The sequence below is a fragment of the Variovorax sp. 10N432 genome, assembly GCF_056394465.1.
The window spans coordinates 188,805-210,403 of the sequence record NZ_JBFTHX010000003.1; the positions used below are offsets into that span (position 1 = coordinate 188,805).

Annotated in this window: 22 protein-coding genes and 1 riboswitch; of the genes, 9 read left to right on the plus strand and 13 right to left on the minus strand. The window is 65.3% G+C overall.

Going from position 1 to position 21,599, the window contains the following annotated elements:
• Positions 1-3: 3 nt before the first annotated feature.
• From AC1DF3_RS05180 to AC1DF3_RS05195, 4 genes are read right to left on the minus strand one after another with little or no spacing between them, the layout of a single operon-like run.
• Entirely contained in the window at positions 4-1,236 is a 1,233-nt protein-coding gene (locus AC1DF3_RS05180) for an NAD(P)/FAD-dependent oxidoreductase (RefSeq protein ID WP_478139017.1), read from the minus strand.
• On the minus strand, positions 1,236-1,559 hold the full coding sequence (locus tag AC1DF3_RS05185; protein WP_286525947.1) for a 2Fe-2S iron-sulfur cluster-binding protein: 324 nt from the start codon (positions 1,557-1,559) through the stop codon (positions 1,236-1,238). Before AC1DF3_RS05185 ends, AC1DF3_RS05180 begins: the two co-directional genes overlap by 1 nt.
• Positions 1,560-1,570: 11 nt before the next feature.
• Positions 1,571-3,010, minus strand: a complete 1,440-nt coding sequence (locus AC1DF3_RS05190; RefSeq protein WP_478139018.1) for a glutamine synthetase family protein — start codon at positions 3,008-3,010, stop codon at positions 1,571-1,573.
• Between the two features lie 13 nt (positions 3,011-3,023).
• Positions 3,024-4,349 carry an aromatic ring-hydroxylating dioxygenase subunit alpha gene (locus tag AC1DF3_RS05195; protein WP_478139019.1) on the minus strand — a complete coding sequence of 442 codons (1,326 nt, stop codon included), beginning with the start codon at positions 4,347-4,349 and terminating at the stop codon, positions 3,024-3,026.
• A 289-nt stretch (positions 4,350-4,638) separates the two neighbouring features.
• On the opposite strand from AC1DF3_RS05195, the gene AC1DF3_RS05200 reads away from it, so the two are divergent.
• The 3 genes from AC1DF3_RS05200 (at position 4,639) to AC1DF3_RS05210 (ending at position 6,837) form a co-directional block, all read left to right on the plus strand.
• Positions 4,639-5,373, plus strand: coding sequence for a GntR family transcriptional regulator (locus AC1DF3_RS05200; protein ID WP_286525953.1), 735 nt, complete (start codon positions 4,639-4,641; stop codon positions 5,371-5,373).
• A 19-nt stretch (positions 5,374-5,392) separates the two neighbouring features.
• The gene (locus AC1DF3_RS05205) at positions 5,393-5,815 is read left to right on the plus strand and encodes a GNAT family N-acetyltransferase (RefSeq protein ID WP_286530387.1); all 423 of its coding nucleotides are present in this window, start codon (positions 5,393-5,395) and stop codon (positions 5,813-5,815) included.
• A 43-nt stretch (positions 5,816-5,858) separates the two neighbouring features.
• A riboswitch (ZMP/ZTP riboswitch) is annotated at positions 5,859-5,938 on the plus strand.
• Positions 5,939-5,961: 23 nt separating this feature from the next.
• The gene (locus AC1DF3_RS05210) at positions 5,962-6,837 is read left to right on the plus strand and encodes a tetrahydrofolate dehydrogenase/cyclohydrolase catalytic domain-containing protein (protein ID WP_478139020.1); all 876 of its coding nucleotides are present in this window, start codon (positions 5,962-5,964) and stop codon (positions 6,835-6,837) included.
• Positions 6,838-7,016: 179 nt separating this feature from the next.
• On the opposite strand, the gene AC1DF3_RS05215 is transcribed toward AC1DF3_RS05210, so the two are convergent.
• The 3 genes from AC1DF3_RS05215 to AC1DF3_RS05225 all read right to left on the minus strand — a co-directional run bounded on the left by AC1DF3_RS05215 (position 7,017) and on the right by AC1DF3_RS05225 (position 8,202).
• On the minus strand, positions 7,017-7,352 hold the full coding sequence (locus AC1DF3_RS05215; protein WP_286530384.1) for a hypothetical protein: 336 nt from the start codon (positions 7,350-7,352) through the stop codon (positions 7,017-7,019).
• 203 nt (positions 7,353-7,555) lie between these two features.
• On the minus strand, positions 7,556-7,960 hold the full coding sequence (locus AC1DF3_RS05220; RefSeq protein WP_286530383.1) for a YybH family protein: 405 nt from the start codon (positions 7,958-7,960) through the stop codon (positions 7,556-7,558).
• A gap of 32 nt (positions 7,961-7,992) precedes the next feature.
• Entirely contained in the window at positions 7,993-8,202 is a 210-nt protein-coding gene (locus tag AC1DF3_RS05225; RefSeq protein WP_286530381.1) for a hypothetical protein, read from the minus strand.
• Positions 8,203-8,319: 117 nt separating this feature from the next.
• Here AC1DF3_RS05225 and AC1DF3_RS05230 point away from each other — a divergent pair, with 117 nt between their 5' ends.
• Positions 8,320-8,565 (plus strand): hypothetical protein, encoded by a 246-nt coding sequence (locus AC1DF3_RS05230; protein ID WP_478139021.1) that lies wholly within the window; start codon positions 8,320-8,322, stop codon positions 8,563-8,565.
• Positions 8,566-8,589: 24 nt separating this feature from the next.
• On the opposite strand, the gene AC1DF3_RS05235 is transcribed toward AC1DF3_RS05230, so the two are convergent.
• The 5 genes from AC1DF3_RS05235 to AC1DF3_RS05255 are packed head-to-tail and all read right to left on the minus strand — an operon-like array spanning position 8,590 to position 13,995.
• Positions 8,590-9,978, minus strand: a complete 1,389-nt coding sequence (locus AC1DF3_RS05235) for an FAD-dependent oxidoreductase (protein WP_286530377.1) — start codon at positions 9,976-9,978, stop codon at positions 8,590-8,592.
• Between the two features lie 8 nt (positions 9,979-9,986).
• On the minus strand, positions 9,987-10,556 hold the full coding sequence (locus tag AC1DF3_RS05240) for a phosphonate degradation HD-domain oxygenase (RefSeq protein WP_478139022.1): 570 nt from the start codon (positions 10,554-10,556) through the stop codon (positions 9,987-9,989).
• Between the two features lie 2 nt (positions 10,557-10,558).
• Complete coding sequence (phnY, locus tag AC1DF3_RS05245; RefSeq protein ID WP_478139023.1) at positions 10,559-11,995, minus strand: phosphonoacetaldehyde dehydrogenase; 1,437 nt, start codon at positions 11,993-11,995, stop codon at positions 10,559-10,561.
• A 46-nt stretch (positions 11,996-12,041) separates the two neighbouring features.
• Positions 12,042-13,268: a phosphonoacetate hydrolase gene (gene phnA / locus AC1DF3_RS05250; RefSeq protein WP_478139024.1), complete on the minus strand. Its 1,227-nt coding sequence runs from the start codon at positions 13,266-13,268 to the stop codon at positions 12,042-12,044.
• A gap of 1 nt (position 13,269) precedes the next feature.
• Positions 13,270-13,995, minus strand: coding sequence for a phosphonate utilization associated transcriptional regulator (locus tag AC1DF3_RS05255; protein ID WP_286530369.1), 726 nt, complete (start codon positions 13,993-13,995; stop codon positions 13,270-13,272).
• A gap of 152 nt (positions 13,996-14,147) precedes the next feature.
• On the opposite strand from AC1DF3_RS05255, the gene AC1DF3_RS05260 reads away from it, so the two are divergent.
• From AC1DF3_RS05260 to AC1DF3_RS05275, 4 genes are read left to right on the plus strand one after another with little or no spacing between them, the layout of a single operon-like run.
• Positions 14,148-15,194, plus strand: coding sequence for a putative 2-aminoethylphosphonate ABC transporter substrate-binding protein (locus AC1DF3_RS05260; protein WP_478139025.1), 1,047 nt, complete (start codon positions 14,148-14,150; stop codon positions 15,192-15,194).
• Positions 15,195-15,237: 43 nt separating this feature from the next.
• The gene (locus tag AC1DF3_RS05265; protein WP_478139026.1) at positions 15,238-16,368 is read left to right on the plus strand and encodes a putative 2-aminoethylphosphonate ABC transporter ATP-binding protein; all 1,131 of its coding nucleotides are present in this window, start codon (positions 15,238-15,240) and stop codon (positions 16,366-16,368) included.
• The gene (locus tag AC1DF3_RS05270; protein ID WP_478139027.1) at positions 16,365-18,098 is read left to right on the plus strand and encodes a putative 2-aminoethylphosphonate ABC transporter permease subunit; all 1,734 of its coding nucleotides are present in this window, start codon (positions 16,365-16,367) and stop codon (positions 18,096-18,098) included. The genes AC1DF3_RS05265 and AC1DF3_RS05270 overlap by 4 nt, the downstream gene beginning before the upstream one ends.
• A gap of 47 nt (positions 18,099-18,145) precedes the next feature.
• Entirely contained in the window at positions 18,146-19,279 is a 1,134-nt protein-coding gene (locus AC1DF3_RS05275; protein ID WP_286530362.1) for a 2-aminoethylphosphonate--pyruvate transaminase, read from the plus strand.
• 49 nt (positions 19,280-19,328) lie between these two features.
• On the opposite strand, the gene AC1DF3_RS05280 is transcribed toward AC1DF3_RS05275, so the two are convergent.
• Positions 19,329-19,871 carry a DUF3237 domain-containing protein gene (locus tag AC1DF3_RS05280; RefSeq protein ID WP_286530360.1) on the minus strand — a complete coding sequence of 181 codons (543 nt, stop codon included), beginning with the start codon at positions 19,869-19,871 and terminating at the stop codon, positions 19,329-19,331.
• Positions 19,872-20,122: 251 nt separating this feature from the next.
• On the opposite strand from AC1DF3_RS05280, the gene AC1DF3_RS05285 reads away from it, so the two are divergent.
• Positions 20,123-21,568, plus strand: coding sequence for a sensor domain-containing diguanylate cyclase (locus tag AC1DF3_RS05285; RefSeq protein ID WP_286530358.1), 1,446 nt, complete (start codon positions 20,123-20,125; stop codon positions 21,566-21,568).
• Positions 21,569-21,599 lie beyond the last annotated feature (31 nt).

Genomic DNA, 21,599 nt, shown 5'->3' on the forward strand with positions numbered 1-21,599 from the left:
TGATCAGGCGACCGTCTTGAGGTCGAAAGAGGGGTCGGCGAGCTGGTCGGCACCGAGGCGGGCACGGGCGCCGATCAGCTTGCGGCTTTGCATGTGCTCGGCCGGCTTGTTCACCGAGTGGGCGGCCACGAGTGTGCCTTGCCGCAGGTAGAACACGCTGAAGCGATCGCTGGCCATGTCGCCGCGCAGCACGACTTCGTCGCCGGGCGCGGCCAGGCCGGTCATCTGCAGCTTGAGGTCGAACTGGTCGCTCCAGAACCAGGGCACTGCGGTGCAGGGCGCCTCGCGGCCGACCACCAGGGAGGCCAGCGCGCGGGCGCCGTCGTTGGCCGACTGGATCGACTCGAGCCGCATGCGCGCCGGCACGCCGGGTGCGGGCGGCAGCGCCATGCTGGCGACGTCGCCCGCGGCCAGCACCCGCGGCGCCGACGTGCGGCCCAGCATGTCGACGACGATGCCGTTGTCGACCGCGATGCCGGCCTGCTGCGCCAGCTCGGCGTTGGGCAGCACGCCGATGCCGAGGACGACCAGGTCGCAATCGATGCGGGTGCCGTCGTCGAGCTCGACCGCGGCCACGCGGCCCTGTGCGCCGTGCAGCGCCCGCACGCCGCGGCCGGTCAGCAGCGCGACGCCGCGGCGGCGATGCGCGTTCTCGACATAGGACGACATCAGCGGCGGAAATGCGCGTGCCAGCAGGTGCGGCTGGGCCTCGACCACGGTGACCTCGGCGCCGCGCGCGCGCAGCGCCGACGCCACCTCCAGGCCGATGAAGCCGCCGCCGATCACGCAGGCGCGCTCGGTGCGCCCGGCGGCGTCGGCGATCCGCAGCGCATCGTCGAGCGTGCGCAGGTCGAGCACGCCTTCGAGCGTCGAGCCCGGGAGCGCGAAGGGCCGGCAGCGTGCACCGGTCGCCAGCGCGAGCCAGCCGTAGTCGAGCACGGCGCCATCGTCGAGCCGCACGCTGCGCGCCCCGGGGTCGAGCGCGATGGCGCGCCGGCCGAGCATCAGATCGATGGCGTTCTGGGCGAAGAAATCGGGGCCGCGCAATGCCAGGTTGTCGACGCTGGTCTTGCCGGTCAGCAGGCCCTTGGACAGGGGCGGGCGCTGGTAGGGCGCGTGGACCTCGTCGCCGACGATGACGATGCGCTCCTCGAAGCCGAGCTCGCGCGCGCTGGCGGCCAGCTGGACGCCGGCATAGGACGCGCCGACGATCACCAGGGGGTGGGCGGCCGCCATCAGCTCTGGGTCTCGGGGATGCGCACGGTCAGGCCGTCCAGCTCGGCGGTCACCGTGAGCTGGCAGCTCAGGCGGCTGCCCGGGCGGCGCTCGGAGGCAACGCCGTCGAGCAGCTCGCTTTCCATCTCGTCGGCCGGCGGCAGGCGGTCGGTGAAGGCCTCGTCGACATAGACGTGGCAGGTGGCACAGGAGCAGGAGCCGCCGCATTCGGCGTCGATGCCGCGCACGTTGCCGCGGATGGCGTTCTCCATCACGCTGGAGCCGGGCTTGGCGTCGACGCTGCGGCTGCTGCCGTCTTTCAGGATGTAGTGGATCGTGGGCATGGCGGGCAGCGTCAGAACATGTCGAAGTACTCGCGGTGTTCCCACTCGCTGACTTCGAGGTTGAAGCGGGCGATCTCCGCTTCCTTGATGTGGCACAGGTAGTCGACGAAGGCCTTGCCCATCTGGGCGTTGAGCATCTCGTCGCCGCGCAGGCAGCCGAGCGCATCGCCGAGCGAGCGCGGCAGCTGCTCCGCCGGCGTTTCATAGGGCGCGTCGGCCGACGGGCCGGGGTCGGTCTTGTTGCGCATGCCATCCAGGCCCGAGAACAGCTGCGACGCGAGGTAGAGGTAGGGGTTGGCCGTCGGCTCGCCGACCCGGTTCTCGATCCGGGTCGCGTTCTGCCCTGCGCCGCCCAGCACGCGCAGCATCGCACCGCGGTTGTCGCGGGCCCAGATGGCACGGTCCGGCGCCAGCGAGAAAGGCCGAAAGCGGCGGTAGCCGTTGATGGTCGGGCTGGCCAGGGCCGCCGCGCCGCAGGCATGCTGCTTCAGGCCGCCGAGGTAGTGCAAGCCGATCTCGCTCAGGTCCTGTCCCGGTTCGGCCGGCATGAAGGCGTTGACCCCGTCGCTCTTGCGGCGCAGCGACTGGTGCAGGTGCCAGCCGCTGGACATCACGTTCGGAATCTTCGGCCGGCACATGAAGGTCGCGTGGTAGCCGGCGCGCTGGCAGATCTGCTTGATGGCGCTGCGCAGCAGCACCATGGTGTCGGCCGGCAGCACGCCGGCGGTCGGGCCGAAGGTCAGCTCGAACTGGCTCGGGCCGAACTCGATCTCGAGCGAGCGCAGCGGCAGGCCGAGCGCGACCAGCTGCGAGCGCAGCAGCTCCATCACGGCGTCGACCCGGTCGTAGCGCAGCTCGGTCAGGTACTGGTGGCCGTGCGACAGCAGCGACACCCGCGGCGGCTCGCCGGGCTGGCCCGAATCGGCCAGGCCCATGCGCGCGTCTTCGAGCTTGAAGACATGGAACTCGACCTCGAGGCCGGCGATGAAGTCCATGCCGAGTGCGTCGAGCTGCTTCACCGCGCGCTGCAGGATCTGTCGCGTGGCATAGGGGCAGGGCTTGCCGTCGCCCATGTAGGCATCGCACAGGACCCAGCCCGAGCGCGGCGCCCAGGGCAGCACCTTGAAGGTGGCGGGGTCGGCCACGACCGTGAAGTCGGCGCCGCCCTGGAAGCCTTCGATGGCGAAGCCGCCCCCGGCCGCGAACACCGGGAACACGGTCTTGTGCGAGGTGTCCTTGGCGAGCAGGGTGGAGGTGAGGTTGACGCCGTCCCACAGCGCGGCGCGGGCTTCGCTGGCGACCAGGGTCTTGCCGCGCAGCAAGCCGTGCTGGTCGGGCCAGGCGAAGCGCACGACGTCGACTTCGCCGGCGTCGATGCGGCGCACCAGTTCCTGGGCCTGCTTCTGCTGGTCGTCGGACCAGAGGCCGTGGCGGTCTACAAAGGAGCTCATGGCGTGCGCGTGCTCAGGCTGCGGCCAGGCGGGCCGAGGCCCAGTCCGACTTGAGGCGGCGTTCGCGGTCGGCGCTCTGCCAGTAACCGTCGGTGTTGCCGGCTTCGCCGATGCCGTCGATCGACGGGGGTCCGGTGAGCGCGCTGGCCTGCGCGGCGTCGATCAGCATCGGCGCGGTTTCGCCGGCCTGCGTGCTCTCGATGGCCCGCACCAGCATCCGGCGGTAGGTGATGATGCCCTTGTCGGTGCTGCCCAGGTGCTCGCGCGTGCGGTCCTGGATCGGGCCCTGCGACTCGACCGCCCACTGGTCGTGAACGTTGATGTCGTCGCCCATGCCGGTGTAGGTCTGGCTCAGCTGCTCGTCGATGCTGTAGCCGTAGTTGTTGCGCTTGTTCTTGCGCGAGGTGTAGTCGGGCAGCTCGTAGAGCTTCAGGCGCTGGTCGCGCATCTGCTGCTTGTCGACCGGGTCGGTGAAGCTGGTGAAAATCGCATACCAGTAGCAGTGCGTGTCGTCGACCGGCACGTGCCACTGCGAGATCGTCATCTCGGCGCTCATCGGGATCACGAAGGCCTGCGGGAACACCACGTTGGTCACCCGCACGTGGGTCTGGGTTTCGGACAGCTGGCGCAGTGCGGTCAGCCGCATGCCGTAGTCGGTCGGCTCGACGCTGATGTCGGGGCGGTCGTACTCGCGCAGCACCTGGGTGATCGGCATGTCGGAGTCGGCCGAGGCGCCGCGGAACTGCTTGCCATAGCTCTCCGAGGTGTCGGCATCCTCGAAGAAGCGGTGCAGGTACGAGGCATGCGCCGGGTCGATGCCGACCTCGAGCGCCTGCAGCCAGTTGCATTCGAACAGGCCCTTGAAGGCGAAGGTGTGCGAGTCGGGCGCGACGAAGCAGTCGAAATCGGGGAACGCGGGCGGCTCGCCTTCGCCGATGTAGGCGAACACGGTGCCGGCGCGCTCGACCACCGGATAGGCGGCCTGCTTGATGCGGGTGCAGAGCTTGCTGCCCACGGGCTCGGCGGGGGTTTCGAGGCAGTTGCCCTTGGCGTCGAACAGCCAGCCATGGAAGGGGCAGCGCAGGCCGCCGTGCTCGAGGCGGCCGAAAGCCAGGTCGGCGCCGCGGTGCGGACAGTCGCGGTCGAGCATGCCCAGCTGGCCCTGCTCGTCGCGGAACAGGACGAAGTGCTGGCCCATCAGCTGCACCGCCTTGACCGGGCGCGGACCGGCGAGTTCGTCGGCCAGCGCCACCGGCTGCCAGTAGCGGCGCAACAGCGTGCCGGCGGGGGTGCCCCGGCCGACCCGGGTGATGAAATCATTCTGTTCTGCACTGATCATGGGGGTGCTCCATCGTGGGGGTGACTGTCTGAAACATGCGCTGCATGCAATTGCATACATTGTCTGGGCGATTTCTGATCCAGGTCAATCCATTTAGATTCCTGCGGGGGCATTCAGGCGCTAAAACAAGGGTTATTACTTAGAAGTCGACGCATCTTCGAGGTGCATTTTCTCTTTCTGAATGCACTGCTTGCGACATGTATGCAACAATCGGACCAAGTTGGCCTGACTGTGTGCAGCCACGGCTGATCTCCTTAGAATCGAGGCATTCTTCGTTCCGCTGCTCCAGATGGACTCCCAACAAAACCGTGTGCTGGTTCAACTTCGCGACCTGATCCTCAAGGGCGAATTCGTGCCCGGCGAGCGGCTGGCCGAGATCCCGCTGGCGGAGAAGCTCGGCGCCTCGCGCACGCCCGTGCGGCTGGCGCTCACCAGCCTGGAGCACGAGGGCCTGATCGAGCAGTCGCCGAGCGGCGGCTACCAGATGCGCCGCTTCACGTCTCAGGAGATCGCCGACGCGATCCGCGTGCGCGGCGTGATCGAAGGCTTCGCGGCCCGTCTGCTGGCCGAGGACGGTGCCTCGCGCCAGCTGCTGCGCGACCTTCACGACTGCCTCGACGAGGGCGACAAGGCGGTCAACAAGCCCGAAATGGGCCTGGACGACTACGCGGCCTACGTCCAGATGAACGACCGCTTCCACCAGCTGATCATGCAGGGCTGCGGCAATGTCGCGCTCCAGCGCGTGATGGACATGCTGGACGGCCAGCCCTTCGCGTCGCCGAGCGCCATGCTGCCGATGCAGTCGTCGATGGAGGAGGGGCACCAGTGGATGAAGCAGGCCCACCGCACGCACCACGCGATGGTGCAGGCGATCGAGCGCGGGCAAGGCTCGCGCGCGCAGGCGCTGGGCGAGGAGCACGTCGAGATCGCACGCATGAACCTCGACTACGCGCTCGAACGGCCGGAGCTCGCGGCCGAACTGATGCCGGGGATGCGGCTGGTGGCTGGGAAGACGCGGCCCTGACAGGGGCGCTGTGCCCGCCATGACAGCCTGGACCATCGTCGAAGCGACGCAAGAGGAGGTGCGGTCGGGCGAGCTCGGTCGACGGCTGCGCCACTTCAACTACGAATTCGTGGGCGAGTATCCCGAATCTCAACCGGTATGGCTGAGCGCAAGGGATGAGCAAGGTCGAATGGTCGGAGGGCTTCGCGGCTACGTCTTCCTTTACTGGCTCCACATCGACGTGCTTTGGGTCGACGAGGCGGCCAGGACAGCCGGGCTTGGCAGCGAGCTGCTTGGGCAGGCCGAGACGCAGGCGAAGCGCCTGGGCGCGCACAGCGCCAAGCTCGATACCTTCGAATGGCAGGCCCGCGACTTCTATGCGAAGCGCGGCTACCAGGAGTTCGGGCGCATCGACAACCACACCGATGGGTTCTACCTGGCGTTCATGATGAAGAAGCTCTGAGGTGCAAGGGGCAGGATGCGGCGTCACTGGTCATCTATCATTGCTCCGCCCGCGTAACTGGCGATAAGGTGAGTTCCACCGTGGAGCGCAGGCGAATCATTGCCGCTCGCCTGGGCACCCGACTGTTTTCCTGCAAGGAAACTGATATGAACGGTGGCACCAGGTCTGAATGTGTCGTTCTCGACGGCAAAGCGCTCGCAGTGCGTTGCGAAGCCAAACTCACGGAGTCGATTCGCGGCTTTGCGCTACGACACCAGGGCCGCGTGCCCACTCTCGCCACCATCCTGGTCGGCGACGACCCTTCTTCGGCGGTCTACGTCCGAATGAAGGCCAACGCATGCCGGCGCGTCGGAATGCACTCGAAGGCGCTGGTGTTGCCTGCGTCAGCCAGCACAAGAGAGGTGTGTGACGTCATCGATGCGCTCAACAAGGACCCTGACGTCCATGGCATTCTGTTGCAGCACCCGGTACCGTTGCACATAGACGAACGCGCTTGCTTCGATTGCATTCGAATCGACAAGGATGTCGATGGCGTCACCTCTCATGGATTCGGGCGCATGGCATTGGGACAAGAAGCGTTTGGTTCGGCTACCCCCTCTGGAATCATGAGGCTGCTGACTGACTACGGCATTGAGATTGCCGGCCAGCGAGCAGTCGTGGTCGGCCGGAGCGCCATCCTTGGAAAGCCGATGGCGTTGATGCTTTCCAATGCTGGAGCCACCGTCACTCTCTGTCATTCCCGCACGCGAAATCTGGAGCGAGAAGTGCGGCGCGCGCAGATTGTTGTCGGTGCATTGGGCAAACCGCACTTTATCGCTGCCGATTGGATTGCCGATGATTCGGTCGTTGTCGATGCGGGCTACCACGCTGGCGGCATCGGTGATATCGAGCCTCGCAATCTAATGAGCCGGTGTTCAGCCGTCACACCTGTGCCCGGCGGCGTCGGGCCGATGACAATATCGGTTCTGCTTGAGCAAACGCTACAAGCGGCCGAGTCACAGTCGAAAGAAACGCCACGGTGAGGTGGGCTTGACTGCAGAATCCGCAGTCAGTCAGCGATTTCGCGCTTGCCTGCGTTGAGCATCGATGGTGAACACGCCGCCCGTAGCGGCTAGACGGAATCAGCCAGCAATCGGACCTTCAACCGAGCGGCAACGACTGGTCGCCGCACGGTAGCGCGTCTCGCGCCAGGGTGGCGCCCTCATTTCTTGGGCGCTTCGGTCGCAGGCACCTGCATGGTGTTGGTGCGAATCTTCCCGCCCCCTTCGACACTACCCCGTGTCGTGGTGTCGCCGGCGTCAGTCACGCGCTTGACACAAGCGTCTCGCGCAGTCCCCTCCGGCTGGCGTTCGCAGCGCTTGAGCGCGTTCTGAAGATACTGTTCATCGCCCTTGGTCGGCAGCTTGCCTTGGCGCTTTGCCTGGGCGGCGGCCGCAGCCTCACGCTCTGACGGCGACGTCTGGGCAAACGAATAGCTGGCACCGAGCGCGACACAACCCGAGAGCAAGACTCCCGATGCGATTCGAGAAAAAGCCATCACGGTATCTCCTTTGAGGTCCAGAGAGGGCGGAAAGTAGTCCTGAGCGATGGCCGAGTCAAGTATCGATTTGGCCGCCGAGATTCGGGTGGCATGGCTGCTTGGGTGGTGCCGGTTGCCGAGGCTTCAAACCAAGCCAGCTAGTTCGCTCTGGGGCGAGGAGGGGGGTGACTCGTCCAGCCATCGTGTCGACGCGCTGGTAGTCACGAACTTGGGCGCTGTACCGGAGACAAGAGGTTTGCATCACGCGCCAACAGCCATTTGCCGTCAACGTGCCGAAAGACCGTGAGCGTGTACCCTGCACGCTCCATCGGCAGGCCCGCACCGGGCGGAGTGACCGAGACCTGGAGTGCGCTCCACATGTAGGCCATGTCGCCTGAGACTTGGATCTCCTGAATCTCGGACTTGCCGTCGACAATTGGAGGTGGACGGCCAGCTGGCACGTGAGATTGCGCCGCAAACTCCGCCTTGCGCATGGGCGGGCGCCCATACACCAGAAAAACGACGTCGTCGGTCATCAGACTGAGCACGGTATCGACATCGCCGGCCTTGGTTGCAGCCTGCCAGGTCTCGACAAGCGCACGGATTTGCTCTTCGTTGCTCAACATGCAAACTCCTCGAGGTGAAGCCCGACTCCAAGTCAGGCGTCGCTCCTTCGGCGGCGACCGAACAGCATAGCCGCGAGCGGGATGGTGGTCAGCACGCCAACGGCCACCAGCGTCCAACCGATGTTCTTGCGTTGCTCTTCACTGAGCTTGTCGGAAAGCAACAGGCCGACTCCCGCCCCCAAGGCCCCGCGGGTGCCAGCCAACAAGGCGAGTTCGGGCAATCGAATTTCAGTTGTGAACACGACAGAACTCCTTTCAAGCTCATTGCTCTTCACGCATTTTCGTCGCAACGCCTTTTCGTGACCACGGTTAAGCTGCGGACGCTCAGAGGAGCCCCTCCAACCCTCGGCCAGACCCCCATGGACAGCTTGCAGACACTGGAGTCGCTCGGGATTTCGCTCCCGACGCCGGCCTACATCATGGGTGCCGTTCTGTTCGGCCTCATTGGCATCGCGGTCTATCGCTACGGAAAGCGCGCCGGTCGTCCGCGAAGCAAATGGCTCGGCGTCGCCTTGATGCTGTATCCCTACGCGATTCCGCAGACCTGGTTGCTGTACGTCGTGGGCGCCGCACTCTGCGTCGCAGTCTTCATCGACCGCGACTGAGTTGTCGGCTCCGGCCACGGACAGTCAGGCCTTGTCGGCCTTGCCCGCCGCATTGGCGAACTTGCTCAGCATGGTGTCGACGAACCAGGGTCGGCGATTCTCGTCTTCCGCGCGTTCCTTGCGGCGGATCGCGTTGCGAACCACGATCGATCCGGCATATCGCACCGGCTCCGGCGGAAAGCGCCCCAACGGGCCCTGTGTGAGAGGGCTGCGCGTCCACGCATTGTCGAGATCCAGCAGCATCGAAGACAGGATCTGGCCGCCCATGTAGCTCGGTCCTACGCCATTGCCCGAGTAGCCGAAACCGTAGCTGATGTGTGGTGCACCATCGAGCCGGCCGAAGAAGGGAAAGCCGGTCACCGATCGGTCGGAGGGGCCATTCCAGCTTGCCGTGATCGGCGTGTCGCGCAGCGCCGGGAAGAACGAATGCAGCGCTTGCGTGAGTTGCGCCTCGTAGGGAGAGCGCTGGTCGAAGACCGGCGCGATGCGCCCGCCTCGCGCGAACGTGTTGCCGCCCTTGCCCAGCATGATTCGACCGTCCACGGTGCTCCGGTAGTAATAGACGAAGGTGCGCGAATCCAGTACGGACACGCCGTCGATCAAGCCGATCTCGCGCAGCAATTCAGGGCACTTTTCGGTGATGACCATGTCACTCGACACGATCGCGATGGTTCGCTCGAACTGCGCGAAGGTACTGGCCATCCAGGCATTGATGGCCAACACGACTTTTCTTGCCTCGACGGTCCCGCAAGGCGTGCGGACGACCGCCGGATTGCCGGTGCTGAACTCGCGCATCGGGCTGCGCTCGTGGATGCGCACGCCCATTGCGAGCGCCACGCGACGAAGCCCACGCACCAGCTTGCCGGGATGCACCGTGGCGGCCATGGGCGAATAGACGCCCGCCAGGTTGCGAGCCGAGCCGGAGCGTCGCGCCACCTCGTCGGGCGGCAACGGAAAATAGCTGCGGATGCCGCAGTCTTCGAGTGCTCGCATGACCGGGTCCAGGACGCCGATCTGGGCCTGCGACGTGGCGGTGTAGAGCGTGCCGTCCATGCGCAATTCGGCATCGATGTCGTGTTCACGGCAGAACTCCGCGATATGCGATACGGCCGCTTCGGATGCCTTGACCAGCCTGATGGCCTCGGCCTCGCCGAAGAGCCGTCGCAGCGTGAAGAACTTTGCCGACCAGGTGAGCAGGCATCCGCCGTTGCGCCCGCTCGCGCCGGCCCCGCAGAGATCGCTTTCAAGAATGACAATGTCCAACGACGGATCTTGCAGCTTGGCCTGGATCGCCGTCCACAGGCCGGTGAAGCCACCGCCGACGATGCAGACGTCGGCTCGCTGGCTGCCCTGCAGAGCGGGCGACAGCTCGCCGTCGTTGAACAACGCTTGCTCGATCCAGAAGGGTCGCATGTCTTCTCCTATGCGGTCTGCGCGGTGCGACGCGCTGCGACGCAGATCTGCATATGGCGCACGAAATGCGAGAGCGACGGCACGACGGCCTCCGCGGACTTGGCGGCATCGTCCCAGCGCCGCACGCGCACGGCATCTTCGGAAAACGGCAGGACGGCGAACCCCTGCGCCTGCACCTCGTCGAAGACGCCGCCCTGCAGCACGAGGCTGCGCCGCGAGTCGGCCGACAAGGTCTCGAGATAGCCAGGCTCGCGCGCGCAGAGAAAGCGCTTGGCATCGACGTGCAGGCGTATGGGTTCCAGGGTCTCCGGCCCGAAGAGCGCACGCAGGAACGGCAGGCATCGATACTGGTGCAGGTCATCGAGACCCTGCTGCGTCGGTGTCTTGCCGAAGTCGTGCAGCAGATGTCCAAGGTCATGCAGCAATGCGGCCGTGATGAGCGCGCTTCCAGCGCCATCCTGTTCGGCCAGGTGCGCGGATTGCAGCGCATGGCCAAGCTGGGTCACCGGTTCGCCGTCGTACTGCTCATGGCCCTTGGCCTCGAACACGCGGACGATGTCTTCGATCGTGAGGCTCATGGCTACCAGGGCAACGAGTAGGTCTTGCTGTTGGTGAAGCTCTTCATCGCCTCCAGCACGCCTTCCTTGTAGCCGAGCCCCGAGTCCTTGATCCCGCCGAATGGCGTGAGCTCCAGACGGTAGCCAGGCACTTCGCGCACGTTCACGCTGCCGACATTGAGCTCGCGGATGAACCGCGTGATGTAGTCGAGGCGGTTGGTGCACACCGCCGAGGACAACCCGTAGGCCGTGCCGTTGGAGATGCGGATGGCTTCCTCGATGTCCTTGAAGCGAATGACGGGCGACACCGGTCCGAAGGTCTCGTGCCTGGCGACCGTCATTCCGGGATCGACCCGGTCCAGCACGGTCGGCGAGTACAGCGCGCCACGGCGGACATTGCCGCACTTCAGTTCCGCGCCGGCCGCGATGGCTTCGTTGACGACCTTCTCGAAATGGATCGCTGCAGCTTCGTCGATCACCGTGCCCATGTCGACGCTCTTGTCCATCGGGTCGCCATACTTCAGTGCGCGCGTCTTCTGCACCAGCAATTCGACGAACTGGTCCGCCACGGCTTCATGCACCAGCATCCGCTTGATGGCGGTGCAACGCTGGCCGGAGTTCTTGTAGGAGCCGCTGGCCGCCAGCGTTGCCGCTTCCTCGACGTCGGCGTCTTCCATCACGATGATGGGGTCGTTGCCTCCGAGTTCCAGTATCTGACGCTTGTAGGTGGCCTTGCCGGCGATGTACTTGCCGATCGCCACGCCGCCCGTGAAGGTGACGAGGTCCACGTCGGGATGCGTGAGCATCTCGTCGGCGATCTCGCGCGGGTCGCCGGTGATCACGGACAGCATTTGCGGCGGAAGCCCCGCCTCGTACAGGATGTCCGCAAGGATGAATGCGGTCAACGGCGTCTTCTCGCTGGGCTTGAGCACCATCCGGTTGTTGGTTGCGATCGAAGGCGCCACCTTGTGGATCACCTGGTTCAGCGGATGGTTGAACGGCGTGATGGCGGTGATGACGCCCAGCAAGGGCTCGCGCATCGTGTAGACCTTGCGGCTCTTGCCGTGATGCGTCAAGTCGCAGGAGAACACCTGGCCGTCGTCCACCAGCGCCTGGTTGGCGGCGAACAGAAGCACGTCGGAAGCGCGCCCCACTTCGTACAGGGAGTCCTTGCGGCACAGTCCCGACTCCAGCGTGATCGTGCGGGAGATCTCGTCCAGCCTGGAGTTGATGATCTCGCCGGCGCGCATCAGGATTTTGTATCGCTCGTAGCGCGTGAGCGTCGGCTTGTAGTCGCGGGCGAGCCGGTAGGCGCGGCGCACGTCTTCGAGCGTGGCCTTCGGCACGGTGGCGATCACCTCGCCGGTGTAGGGGTAGGTGACCTCGATCACGTCGTCGCGATAGACGCGCTCGCCCGCAATGCGCAGTGCTTCGCAGTGGATCTCGGCTGGCTTGGGCATGGGCTGGCTCATTCTGGGTTGTCCTCTTCCCGGTGCTGAATGGGTGCTATTGGGCGTGATTGAGGGCGATGTCGAGCGCGTCGAAGTTGCGCAACCGGCGGTTGCTTTCGACACCATCGACAGGGCGGTTGCAGATCAACGGCACACGCTGCTCCGACACCCCGCCGTGCGAGCGCAGCGGCACTTCGAGTGCAGAGAGATCGTGGCGGCTGGCCGAAGTGCCGATCACCGTGTTGCGCTCGCTGACGACGACGATGTCACCGATACGGTCGGGCGGCAACTCGAAGCGCCTTGCGGCCTCGGAGCGCGTCAGCACCGATTCCATTCCGGGCAGTTCCTTGATGCGTTCGATCCACTGCGCGGCGATTTCCTCGTCCGGTGCGTAGACGGTGGCGAACGAGCCCAGGGCACCATGGTGCACGACGTAGGGGTCGGTGATCGGAAGAATGACGCGCGCGGCCTCGGCACCGTACCAGCCGTCCAGCACATCCTGCAGGTAGATGACGTTGGGCTTGCCATCGGTACCGTGCTTGTCGTTCATGCCATGGTCGGCGGTCAGGACGATGGTGGCGCCGAGTGCGTCGAGTTCGGCCAAGTAGCGGTCCATCATCGCGTAGAACGCATTCGCGGCCGGACTGCCTGGCGCCGCCTTGTGCTGCACGTAGTCCGTCGTCGAGAGATACATCAGGTCGGGGCGGCGCGTCTCCATCAGCTTGACGCCGGAAGCGAACACGAACTCGGAGAGTTCCGCGCTGTAGACCGAGGGCACGGGCAGGCGCACCAGGTCCAGCACGTTGTCGATGCCGTTCTCTTCCTGCGTGGCCTCGTCGGCTTTCTCGGAAGAGAAGCAGATGCCCTTCATGTGGTTGCCCAGCAGCTTGCGCAGCTTGTCCTTGGCCGTGACCACGGCCACCTTGGCACCTCCGTCCGCGAAGGCCGCCAGCACGGTGCCTGCGCGCAGGTACTTGGGGTCGTTCATCATCACTTCCTTGCCGAGTTCACGGTCGAAGAAGTAGTTGCCGCAGATGCCGTGGACCGCAGGGGGCGCCCCGGTGACGATCGACAGGTTGTTGGGATTGGTGAAGGACGGAACCACGCAGTCGGCCAGCAGGTTGGCGCCGGTACGCATCATCTTCTCGAGGTAGGGAGCGACGCCAGCTTCCACCGCGGCATCGAGGTAGGCCGGCTCGCAACCGTCCACGCAGACCACGACCACCGGCCGCTTCATCCAGCGATAGCTTCTGGCGTTGACTTCGATCGACTGGGGATTCATTTCATGCTCCTTGTTGATTGGAAGAGTTGGATTTCGGCGAGTCGGCGTCAGGCCGGCCCATGGCCGCGTGCATTCGGTTGCGGCTGTCGGCAACGTGTTGCCGCATGACGCGCCCTGCGCGCTCGGCGTCGCCGGAGGCGATGGCGTCGACGATCTCGCGATGCTCGTCGACGGACACGCGCAGGCCGCCGCCGTTGTCGAGCGCGCGCATGCGGAACAGAAGCAGCTCCTTGATCAGGCGCCGGTAGGTCTCGATCAGTTTCTGGCTGCCGGCCGTTTCCAGCAGCACCTCGTGGAACTGCAGATTCAATTGCGCGTATTGCTCCACGTCCTTGGCCTTTGCCGCGGACCCCATGGCCTTGAGCATGCCCTTGAGGCGCTCGATGCCGTCGGGCGCAATGGCGCGCGTCACACGGCGTCCGATGATTTCCTCGAGCGCTTCGCGCAACTCGTAGATCTCGTCGGCTTCCTCGAAGGAGATCTCCCGCACGAACACGCCGCGATTCTTCTCGTTGCGCACGAGCCCGGCTTCCTCGAGCGCCCTCAGGGCCTCGCGGATGGGGCCGCGGCTGGTGTTGAAGCGCTGTGCGAGCTCGCTTTCGTTCACGCGTGTGCCCACGGCCAGCTCGCCGGTCATGATGAGTCGTTCGATTTCTTCCTGCACCAGCATCGGCAGCGAATTGGACTGGAAGAAGGCCAGGGCAGCGGCTGGTTTGCTTGAGTTCATGAAATCGATTCTGCGTGCCGAATCGCCAACTGTCAACAATTTAATATTGACAGTGGCCAGTTGACGTTTTACATTGAGCGTACCGAAGCGGGCGTCAAGACGCGCTTGGGCACGAGTCAGCAATCCAATTCCTACCCACACAGGACGAACCGATGAACTCAAGCAAAGGCATCCGCCGACTCTCTACGGCACTGTGCGCGACGGCCCTGGCCTTCGCCCTCACCGGCGCTTCCGCGCAACAGAAAACCACCTTGCTCGTGTACACCGCGCTCGAAACCGACGCGATGAAGCTCTACAAGGACGGCTTCGAAAAAGCGAACCCGGACATCGAGATCCGATGGGTGCGCGATTCGACCGGCATCGTCACGGCCAAGCTGCTGGCAGAGAAGGCAAACCCCCAGGCGGATGTGGTCGCTGGTCTCGCGGCCAGCAGCCTCGCGCTGCTCGACCAGGAAGGCATGCTCGCCGCCTATGAGCCCAAGGGCTTCAAGGAACTGACGCCCGCATACTCGGACAGCGCGCGGCCGCCAGCCTGGGTGGGCATGGACGTGTGGGCCGCGACGATCTGCTTCAACACCGTCGAAGCGCAAAAGCGCGGCCTGCCGAAGCCGGAGTCCTGGAAGGATCTCGCCAAGCCGGTCTACAAGGGCGCGATCGTGATGCCGCATCCCGCATCCAGCGGCACCGGCTACCTCGACGTGGCCGCATGGCTCCAGATGTGGGGCGAGAACGACGGCTGGAAGTACATGGACGCGCTGCACGAAAACATCGCGCAGTACGTGCACTCCGGCTCCAAGCCCTGCAAGCAGGCAGGCGCCGGCGAGTTCCCGATCGGCATCTCGTTCGAATTTCGCGCCCACCAGGTCAAGAAGTCCGGCGCTCCGGTTGAACTGGTCTTTCCCAAGGAGGGGCTGGGCTGGGACATCGAGGCCACGAGCATCATGAAGGGCACGAAGAAGATGGAGCAGGCCAAACGCCTGGCCGACTGGATGGCCAGCAAGGAAGCCAACCAGGTCACGTCCAACTGGTGGGCCGTGGTGGCCTATCCGGGCGTCGCGAAGAAGCTCGAAGGCATCCCCGAGAACTACGAGAAGCTGCTGTCGAAGAACGACCTGAACTGGTCGGCCAAGAACCGGGACCGCATCCTGAAGGAGTGGAGCAAGCGCTACGACGGCAAGTCGGAAGCCAAGTCCAACTGATCGCTGCCCGACCCGTTCTTCAACCCGCGACGAGAGCAAGAAGATGGACATGACTGACACCAGGTTTCTCGGCAGCGAGCCGACCACCGCGGGCGCACTCGAGGTCATCGGCATCCGCAAGGATTTCGAATCCTTCAGTGCCCTGCGCGACGTGCACCTGCGCGTCAATCCAGGGGAGATGCTCTGCTTCCTGGGTCCCTCGGGGTGCGGCAAGACCACGCTGCTGCGAATCATCGCGGGGCTCGAGACGCAAACCGCCGGTCAGATCCTGCAGAACGGCAAGGATGTGTCCTGGCTGCCCCCCGATCAGCGCGACTACGGCATCGTGTTCCAGTCGTACGCGCTCTTTCCGAACCTCACGATCGCCGACAACATCGCCTACGGCCTGGTCAATGGCAAGGTGAAGAAGGCGGAAGCCAAGGCACGGGTCGAGGAACTGCTGAAGCTGGTCGGCCTGCCGACCTCGGGAAGCAAGTACCCGAGCCAGCTGTCCGGCGGGCAACAGCAGCGGGTCGCGCTGGCGCGCGCGCTGGCCACCCGTCCCGGGCTCCTCCTGCTGGACGAACCGCTGTCGGCGCTCGATGCGCTGGAGCGCATCCGTCTGCGCGGCGAGATCCGCCGCCTGCAGCGCCAGGTGGGCATCACGACCATCATGGTGACGCACGACCAGGAAGAGGCCCTGTCGATGGCCGATCGCATCGTCGTCATGAACCACGGCGTGATCGAGCAGGTGGGAACGCCGATGGACATCTACGAAAGGCCGGCGACTCCCTTCGTGGCCGATTTCGTGGGCAAGGTCAACGTCCTGCACGGCTACGCGCTCGGCGGAAACCTCTTTCGCGTCGGCGACATGGAACTGCAGTGCGATGCCTGCGACATCGGCTTCGAGCCGGGCGACGAGGTGAATCTCTACCTGCGGCCGGAAGACCGCCTGGTCGAGAACCTTGCCCACGACACGCCCAACCGGATGAGCGCACTGGTGAGCAAGGTCGAGTTCCTCGGCGGGCTGTGCATTGCCGAAGTCACTGCCGATGCGCTGCATGGCCAGAGCCTGGGCCTGCACTTCTCGCTCAACCAGTTGCATGATCTCGATATTCGCGAGGGCAATCGCATCGAGATCGCGCTGCGCGCCAACCGGATCCGGGCCTTCTGCAGCAGGACTGCCAGGCCATGAACGCGCTGGCACGTCCCTACCCGTCCGCCCCGATGGCTGCCGCCCGCCCTGGAATGCGCTGGAGCCGCGACGACCTGATCGCGCGAGGGGTGCTGCTCGCCATCATGGCGATGCTGTTCACGTTCCTCATCGCGCCGCTCTTCACGATCCTCGTGAACGCGGTGCAGGACAGGGACGGCGCTTTCGTGGGATTGGCGCACTTCGTCACCTACTTCCAGACCCCCAGCCTGCTGCGTGCCGCATGGAATTCGATCTGGGTGGCCTCGGTCGTCGTGATGATCTCGGTGCCGACGGCCTTCGTCTGCGCGTATGCGCTGACGCGTACCGGCCTGCCGGCATGGTTCAAGGGCACGTTCAAGCTGGTCGCGCTGATCCCGCTGCTTGCGCCCTCGCTCCTGTCGGCCATTTCGTTCGTGCAGTGGTTCGGCAACCAGGGGGCGTTCAAGGCGCTCCTGATGGGCGCTTCGATCTACGGTGCGCCGGGCATCATCCTGGCCGAGGTCTACAACACCTTTCCACACGCGCTCATGATTCTGGTCACCGCGTTGTCGCTTGCCGATGGCCGCCTCTACGAAGCGGCCACTGCCTTGCGCACGCCCCCGTGGCGCCAGTTCACGACGATCACCTTGCCCTCCTGCAAGTACGGCCTGATCAGCGCCGTGACGGTCGTGTTCACCTACGTGGTCAGCGACTTCGGCGCGCCGAAGGTCATCGGCGGGAACTTCAACGTGTTGTCGGTGGACGTCTTCAAGCAGGTGGTGGGGCAGCACAACTTCTCGATGGGCGCGGTGGTCGGCATGCTGCTGCTGGTTCCGTCCATCCTGTCGTTCGTCATCGACTACACGGTGCGCCGCAAGCTGAAGGCGCAGCTGACCGCGCGCTCGGTTCCGCACATTCCGAAGCCGCGGCGCCTGGCCGATTCGCTCCTGGCGGCGACCTGCGTCCTCGTGGGCACGCTGCTGCTCGGCACCATCGGCATGGCCTTCTACACGTCGTTCATCACGCTCTGGCCGTATGACCTGTCGTTGACGCTCAAGCACTATCACTTCGCCCTGATCGAAAGCGACATGGCCGCGGCCTACGGCAACAGCCTGATCGTGGCGATCTCGACGGCCATCGGCGGATCGCTGATCGTGTTCGTCGGCGCCTACCTGATCGAGAAGTCGCGCGGCCTCGTCGCGATGAAACGCGCCATGCACCTCATGGCGGTGCTGTCGATGGCCGTGCCGGGCCTGGTGCTGGGCTTGGGGTACGTGATGTTCTTCAACCACCCGGCCAATCCGCTGAACGGGCTCTACCAGACGATGGCGATCCTGATCCTGTCGATGATCGTCCACTACTACACATCGAGCCACCTCACCGCCGTGACTGCGCTCAAGCAGATCGACAACGAGTTCGAAGCCGTCTCGGCCTCGCTGAAGGTGCCGTTCTACAAGACCTTCATGCGCGTCACGGTGCCGGTCTGCCTGCCGGCCATCCTGGACATCGGTCGCTACTTCTTCGTCGTCTCGATGGCCAGCCTCTCGTGCGCGATCTTTCTGTATTCGCCCGAAACGATCCTGGCGTCGGTTGCGATCATGCATCTCGACGACGCCGGCGACATCGGTCCGGCGGCCGCACTCGCCAGCCTGATCGTCGTGACATCGATCGTCGTGTGCATCGCCTATTCGCTGCTGACGCGCGTGCTGCTCGTTCGAACGCAGGCCTGGCGCAACCTTCGCCGCGGCTGACCATTGCTGCATTTCCTCACACCATCGCCCTTCCCACAGGAGACACCATGAGCCAAGTTCGTTCGCCGATCCTTCTCACTCCCGGTCCGCTGACCACATCGGACAAGACTCGCGCGGCCATGCTGCGCGACTGGGGCTCGTGGGATTCGGACTTCAACCAGATCACCGCGAGGATCCGCCAGCAGGTGCTGCGCATCGTGCATGGCGAGGCCTCGCACGAGTGCGTGCCGCTCCAGGGCAGCGGCACCTTCTCGGTGGAGGCCGCCATCGGGACGATCGTCCCGCGCGACGGCCACGTGCTGGTGCCCAACAACGGCGCCTATTGCCAGCGCATCGCCAAGATCTGCAAGGTGCTCGGCCGTCGCGTGACCACGATCGACTACCGGGAAGACCAGCAGGTCCTGGCCGCGGACGTCGACCGTGCCCTCGCAGCAGACCCTTCGATCACGCATGTGGCGCTGGTCCATTGCGAGACCGGAACCGGTGTGCTCAACCCACTCCACGACGTCGCGCTGGTCGTCGAAAAGCACGGCCGCGGTTTGATCGTCGATGCGATGAGTTCATTTGGCGCGATCGATATCGACGCCCGAATCACGCCCTTCGACGCGGTTGTCGCCGCCTCGGGCAAGTGCCTCGAAGGCGTGCCCGGCATGGGCTTCGTCATCGTCAGGCGCAGCACTCTGGAAAAGTGCGAGGGCAACAGCCACTCGCTCGCCATGGATCTCTACGACCAGTGGATATACATGGGCAAGACGACACAATGGCGGTTCACGCCCCCCACCCACGTGGTCGCCGCACTGGATGAAGCCATCACGCAGTACGTCGAGGAAGGCGGACTCGACGCGCGCGGCGGGCGCTACGCGCGCAACTGCAAGGCCTTGATCGATGGCATGGCCGCGCTGGGATTCCGCAGCTATCTCGATCCCGCCATCCAGGCGCCGATCATCGTCACTTTTCATGCGCCCGACGATCCGAAATACAACTTCAAGACCTTCTACCAGGAAGTCAAGAAGCGCGGCTACATCCTCTACCCCGGCAAGCTCACGCAGGTCGAGACATTTCGGGTCGGCTGCATGGGCCACTTCGGTGAAGCAGGGATACCTGGAGCCGTCGCTGCGGTGGCAGACACACTCGAAGCCATGGGCATTCGGCAAGGGGTTGCCGCTGCCGCAGTCACCTGATGCGGCACAGGTGGGTGCGGCCCTCTGGCCGAACCGGCCAACGCCCGCCTCAGACCACCTTGTAGACCCGTATCACGACCGCCTCGCGCTGCGGGCGAAGGCTGTTCAGCGTGCCGACGTACACGAAGTCGTTGAGCCAGCCGTAGCGGCCGTCGGGCGCGACGATCTCCAGGGTCGAGAACACGTAGGGCGGCGCATCCTTCGGCCGCCGCGAGAGCACCCGGTTGCGCACCGAGATGACGACGCCGTCCTCGGTCTTCAGCTCATAGACCGCATCCAGGTTCTTGGCACCGTCGCGGCGCAGCAGCTGCCGGTCGGCGCCGCCGGCCATGACCGTTCCGCGCAGGCCCGGCCCTTCGAAGCTGCCGCCGACGATCGGCACCATGAAGCGCTCGCCGAAGGGCGAGGCGCCCAAGGTCAGCGCCGGCGAGAGATCGACGATCGCCTCGTAGACGAACTCGGTGCGCGGCAGCACCATGGGGATGGCCTGGGTGGTCGGCGTGGCGGGGGCATCGGCCGCGAGGGCAGGGCCCGCGGCGGTCGCGCAGGCCAGGCCGGCAAGCAGCATGCCGCGGCGGGAAGTCGAATTCATCGAGGTGTCCTTGGGCTTTGTCCTGGCCTCATTATGGTTATATTAAATAACTAAACAAGGGGGTTATCCCTGCTGGTTTGGGTCTCGGGGCCCGGCCGCTCTGCACCGGCAATCCGTTGTTTGTCGCGCCTTCCGTGCAGTACTGCCGCTGGCCCTGCCGGCGCGACCCGGCGCGGCCGAGGGGTGGCGCCGGCTTGGGTGGACAATCGGCGGTCCCGACCCCGCCACCGTCCCCCAGGAAGCCAGCAGCCATGTCCGCGTCTACCGACCTCGAGTCGATGTTCGATCTGTCGCCCGTCTCTCTCTGGCTCGAAGACTACAGCGGCCTCAAGGACCTGTTCGACCAATGGCGGCTGGCCGGCGTCACCGACCTGGCCGCGCACCTGGCGGCCGACCCCGCGCGCATCCGCGACTGCATGGCCTGCTACAAGGTCCTGCGGGTCAACCAGCACACGCTGACGCTGTTCGGTGCGCGCAGCCAGGACCACCTGCTGGCCGCCCTCGACCAGGTCTTCCGCGACGACATGGCGGACTGCGTGATGCACGAACTCGAACAGCTCTGGCAGGGCGCGCTGAGCGTGGAGAACCAGACGGTCAACTACACGCTCGACGGCCGCCGCCTGGACGTGCAGGTGCGCCTGCGCATCCTGCCGGGCCACGAAGACCGCTGGGACCGCGTGCTGGTGTCGCTCGACGACATCACGGCCCGCGTCGCGGCCTATCGAGAGCGCACCGAGGCCGAGCGCTATGCCCGCGGTCTCTTCAACCATTCGCCGGTCTCGCTCTGGGTCGAGGATTTCAGCGCCGTCAAGAAGCTGCTCGACGAGATCCGGCAGCGCGGCATCACCGACTTCACGACCTTCATCAAGGTGCACCCGGAATTCGTCACGCGCTGCATGCAGGAGATTCGCGTGATCGACGTCAATCGCGAGACGCTGCGGATGTTCGGCGCCGCCGACACCGCCGACCTGCTGCGCAACATCCCCAGGGTGTTTCGCGACGAGATGCAGGATTCGTTCGCCGACCAGCTGCAGGACCTGTGGAACAACAAGACCTCCCAGCAGCGCGAAGTCGTGAACTACTCGCTCGCGGGCGACCCGATCAACATCCACATGCAGTTCACCGTGCTGCAGCACCACCTCCAGACCTGGGACCTGGTGCTGGTGTCGCTGGTCGACATCACGGCGCGCAAGAAAGCCGAGGCCTACCTCGAATACCTCGGCCGCCACGACGTGCTGACGCAGCTGTGCAACCGCGCCTTCTACACCGAGGAGCTGCACCGGCTGGCGCGCAAGGGCCCGTGGCCGGTGTCCGTCGTCGCGATCGACCTCAACGGCCTCAAGCGCGTCAACGACGAGGACGGCCACGCCGCGGGCGACGCCCTGCTCAGGCGGGTCGGCGAGGTGCTGACCCAGGCGGTCGATGCGCCCGGCTGGCCGGCGCGCATCGGCGGCGACGAGTTCGCCGTGCTGCTGCCGGCCACCGACGAGCGCGGCGCTGCCGGCATGCGGGATCGCATCGTCTCGCTGCTCGACCTGAACAACCAGTTCCACGCCGGCCAGAGCGGCCACGTGGTGCACCTGGCGATCGGCGTGGCGACCTGCGGGTCCGGCGACCAGCTGGAAGCCGCCTTGCAGCGGGCCGACCGGGCCATGTACGAGGACAAGGCCCGGCACTACGCGAGCAGCGTCGCCTGAGCCGTCGTCGGCGGCCGCTGGACTTCGCTGC